Source organism: Myxococcus eversor, from assembly GCF_010894455.1.
GTDB lineage: Bacteria > Myxococcota > Myxococcia > Myxococcales > Myxococcaceae > Myxococcus > Myxococcus eversor.
Window position 1 is genome coordinate 1 of record NZ_JAAIXY010000052.1, and the last position, 4,054, is coordinate 4,054.

At 70.0% G+C, this 4,054-nt stretch carries 4 protein-coding genes; 2 read left to right on the plus strand and 2 right to left on the minus strand.

All coding sequences use genetic code 11. The features are described 5' to 3' along the window. Positions 1-293, minus strand: a 293-nt coding sequence (locus G4D83_RS47375; RefSeq protein WP_163871137.1) for a zinc-binding dehydrogenase, incomplete at its 3' end; no start/stop codon positions are given. Then, positions 209-889, minus strand: a complete 681-nt coding sequence (locus G4D83_RS45025; RefSeq protein ID WP_338041977.1) for an MmyB family transcriptional regulator — start codon at positions 887-889, stop codon at positions 209-211. The genes G4D83_RS47375 and G4D83_RS45025, both read right to left, overlap by 85 nt. Before the next feature lie 485 nt (positions 890-1,374). Here G4D83_RS45025 and istA point away from each other — a divergent pair, with 485 nt between their 5' ends. Beyond that, complete coding sequence (istA, locus tag G4D83_RS45030) at positions 1,375-2,463, plus strand: IS21 family transposase (RefSeq protein ID WP_240357188.1); 1,089 nt, start codon at positions 1,375-1,377, stop codon at positions 2,461-2,463. Next, a complete protein-coding gene (gene istB / locus G4D83_RS45035; protein WP_255204017.1) occupies positions 2,412-3,455 on the plus strand; it encodes an IS21-like element helper ATPase IstB in 1,044 nt (347 codons plus the stop codon). The genes istA and istB overlap by 52 nt, the downstream gene beginning before the upstream one ends. Positions 3,456-4,054: the final 599 nt, after the last annotated feature.

Sequence of the window (4,054 nt, forward strand, 5' to 3'; positions counted from 1 at the left end):
ACCCGCAGCACCACCTTGCCCACCGTCGCGCGTGACTCGAGCTGCTGGTGCGCCCGCACCGCCTCTCCCAGCCCCACCACCAAGCCCAGCGTCACCCGCAGCTGCCCTTTCCCCAATGCCTGGCCCAGGGCCTCTCGCGCCTGGCGCTGCAGGGCCGGTGGGTGCGGCGTGCGCAGCCCCGCGGCTTTCCCTTGCGACTGGCCCAGAGTCAGCGCGGGTAGAACTGCTCGATGGTGATTTCCTCGGCCAATGCATGGAGCGGAGCACCAAAGCTCGTGACGGTCGTGAACCACTGGGTGGCGATTCCGTCGACCTCGAAAGTCAGCGGAATCAGAACGGCCCCTCCGCGACCAGGCATTGAAGGGGGAATCGCACGGGCTCCGGGGAGGTCGAGCACTCGCTTCAGCACCCGTGAGACCTCGGAGCGTGGACCGCGCAGACGTGCGTTCTCCCGGAGCCGCTGGAGGAGATAGCCAGCCACCTCGTCCCAGTTCCCTATCGCCGAGCGGACGGGGCCCGGAGCAAAGACCAGGTCCATCAGGTTGATTCGCCCAAGGGCGTCCCGCTCCTGTCCCATCATCGTGAGCGCCCCGGCGTTGGCGTCGAGCACCGTGGACGCGGCGTCGAGGACGAGCGCGGGGTATGGGTCGTGTGCTCTGAGAATTATCGCAGCGGCCTGGCGGATTTCCCTCAGCTCCTCACTGTTCCAATCACTCTCACCAAACACTGGCGCGTAACCCGCGGCGACGAGCAATGCGTTGCGCTCGCGCAGGCCCAGCGTCAGCGCCCCCGCCAGTCGGATGACCATGTCTTGGCTGGGGGCACTCCGGCCTGACTCGATGAACGCCAGGTGCCGGGGAGAGACCTCGGCGTCGAGTGCGAGCAGCAGAGCGCGTGCTGAGTCGGTGCATGCGGCCGGGCGGCACGCCCACGCCGCGCGCCAGGCTGCGTACCGGGAGCGACGCAGGAAAGTGACGCATCAGGCTCCCGCGCCAGTAGCCCTGGAGGCGACGGTGCGGTCCGCGCCGGCCCAGGCCTCCACGCAGGAGGCCGCGAAGCCGAGCGCAGCGAGGCCACCCGCGTATGCATCACCGTCCTCTCCCGCCTGCACGTCCTGTGGGCGCCCCAGTCCCTTCCTCCGCCACACCACCCTGGCGCGCACGAGAGTGGGCCCACGTTGGCGACGCGTCCTTGCGTGAGGAGGTGCGCGGATGATTGCCCGGAGGTACGCGCCCGCATCCGCCGGCTGCACTACGCGGAGCACTGGCCGGTGGGCACCATCGCCACGCAGCTGGGCCTGCACCATGACACCGTGGAGGCGGCTCTCGAGGAGACGCAGGTGGCCCCTGTCGACACCCGCACGGCGAAGCCCACGTGCTGGGCCCCTACACGGACTTCATCGACGCCACGCTCAAGGCCCACCCGCGCCTGAGGGCCACGCGCCTGTTGCACATGGTGAAGGCCCGGGGCTACCCGGGCGGCTACGAGCAGGTGAAGCGCTACGTGCGGCGGGTGCGCCCGGGGCCCCAGGCCGAGGCCTTCCTGCGCCGCTGCACCCTGCCGGGGGAAGAGGCCCAGGTGGACTGGGGCAGCTTCGGCAAGGTGCAGGTGGGGCGGGCCACCCGGACGCTCTCCTGCTTCGTGCTGGTGCTGGGCCACTCGCGTGCCATGTACGCCAGATTCTTCCTGGGGCAGACGATGGAGTGCTTCCTTCAGGGCCACGTCCAGGCCTTCGAGGCGCTGGGGGGCGTGCCTCGCAGCCTCCTCTACGACACCCTGAAGTCCGTCGTGCTGGAGCGGGCCGGAGACGCCATTCGATTCCACCCCCGCGTGCTGGAGGCCGCCGGGCATTACCACTTCGCCCCCAAACCCTGCGCCCCCTACCGCGGCAACGAGAAGGGCAAGGTGGAGCGCACCATCCGCTACCTGCGCGACTCCTTCTTCGCCGCGCGCAGCTTCCATAGCCTCGACGACCTCAACCGGCAGCTGACGCGCTGGGTGGACGAGGTGGCCCACCCGCGTCGGGTGCCCGGCGACGCCTCGGGCCGCACGGTGGCCGAGGCCCTCGAAGAGGAGCGCCCCCGCCTGCCGCCCTTGCCCGCCCACCCACTGCCCACCGACGTGGTGCGCCCCGCCTCCTCCGGCAAGACGCCCTACGTGCGCTTTGACGGCAATGACTACTCGATTCCGGATGCCCTGGTACGCCGTCCCCTCACGCTGGTGGCCTCCCCCTCCACGGTGCGCCTGCTCGACGGCGCCCAGAGCAGGTCGCCTCGCACGTGCGCAGCTGGGACAAGGGCGCCGTCGTCGAGGACGCGCGGCACCTGGCCGCGCTGGCGAAGAAGAAGGCCCACGCCCACGAGCTGCGCGGCAGGGACTTGCTGCGCGCCCGCTGCCCTCGTGCCGACCAGATGCTCCAGGCCCTCGCCGACCGCGGTGACAACCTCGGCAACCACACCGTGAAGCTGCTGGCGCTGGCGGAGCGCTACGGCGCCGCGGAACTGGACGCCGCCCTGGCCGAGACGCTCGAGCGCGGCGCACTCGGGCCCGCTTCTGTCGCCCACGTCCTCGACCAGAGACGCCGTCAGAAGGGGGCGCCCCCGCCGCTGCCCCTGGTGCTGCCAGATGACCCGCGCGTGCGCGAAGCGCGTCCCCCAGCATTCCCTCAACGCCTACGACGCCCTCCTCGGGGGCGACCCGGAGCAAGAGAACGTCTCACCGCCCTCGGACTGAGCCACACCAGCGACGCGCTCGATGACCTCATCGCCATGGCCACCAAGAGAAGGTGGGGGCCCACCGAGTTGCTGGAAGCCATCGCCGAGGAAGAGACGAAGGACCGGGCTCGACGCAGCGTGGAGCGACGCCTGTCGCGCAGCAAGCTCGGTGCGCTCAGGACGATGGCCGACTTCGACTGGGGCTGGCCCAAGCGCATTGACAGGCCGGCCGTCGAGAGCGCCCTGGCCCTGGACTTCATGGCCCGCCCCGCCAACGTCGTCCTTGTCGCCCCTCAAGGACTGGGCAAGACCATGATTGCCCAGAACATCGCCTACAACGCCGTGCAGGCTGGCCACTCCGTCCTCTTCACCACCGCCTCCCAATTGCTGCTCGACCTCGGCAGTCAGGACTCCGCCAGGGCCCTCGACAGGCGCCTGAAGCACTACTGCACCCAGGCGGGCCTGCTCGTCATCGACGAGATTGGCTACCTCTCCTACGACGCGAGGAACGCCGACCTGCTCTTCCAGGTGGTGTCGCGCAGGTATGAGAAGAAGCCGATTGTCCTGACGACCAATCTCCCGTTTTCGGAGTGGACCACCATCTTCCCCAACGCCGCCTGCGCCATCGCCCTCATCGACCGCGTCATCCACCACGCCAGCATCATCAGCATTGAGGGCGACAGCTACCGCCGACGCGTGGCCGAGGAGTCCCGAGCCGAGCGCAAGGCCAAGAAGGGCTGAACTCCTCCGCGCCCCGACGCGGCCAACCGGCCTCGCTCTCCCGCTCCGCCTCTGCGGTCGGGGGCGCGGGGCCGAGCTGCTTCCGATGACCAGATTTCCGCGCTCCGCGATGACCGCCAACACACCGCGCAACTCCACGAGCACGGGCGACGCGCCAGCGTCCAGCGGCCCGCGCACCTGGCGGCTCCGGCTGCCATGCCCATGAAGCCCCAGGGGAGCTCCCACAGGGCGGCTCGCCGCGCCGCAAGCGGCGCAGCTCGCCGGACGTACAGCCGAGACGGACGGCATCTGTGCCGCCCAGGACTTGACGCCGACGCGCGTCCGTACGACTTCTTGGGGGCCTCGCTTCTCTCTCACACGTTGAGCGGGGCGCTCGACCTGTGAGCGTGTTGGCGCACGCTCCAGGTCACCTTTCTCTCACGCGAGCTGGCGAACACCGCCGCGCCCCGTCCTCTCTGGGCCCCGTGGACTACCTCACCCAGCGTGGCGTGCCAGCATCCGGCTCGCTGCTGGACTCCGCGCGGCCTGCAACATTCCTTCCCGGCAACCAGCGCGCTCGTCGCGACCGCGCTCTCCATCAACCACTTCGCTCAGCAACA

Excerpts from the sequence above, each read along its gene's own strand:
- istB (WP_255204017.1), top strand. The coding sequence starts at position 2,412 with ATGCTCCAGGCCCTCGCCGACCGCGGTGACAACCTCGGCAACCACACC.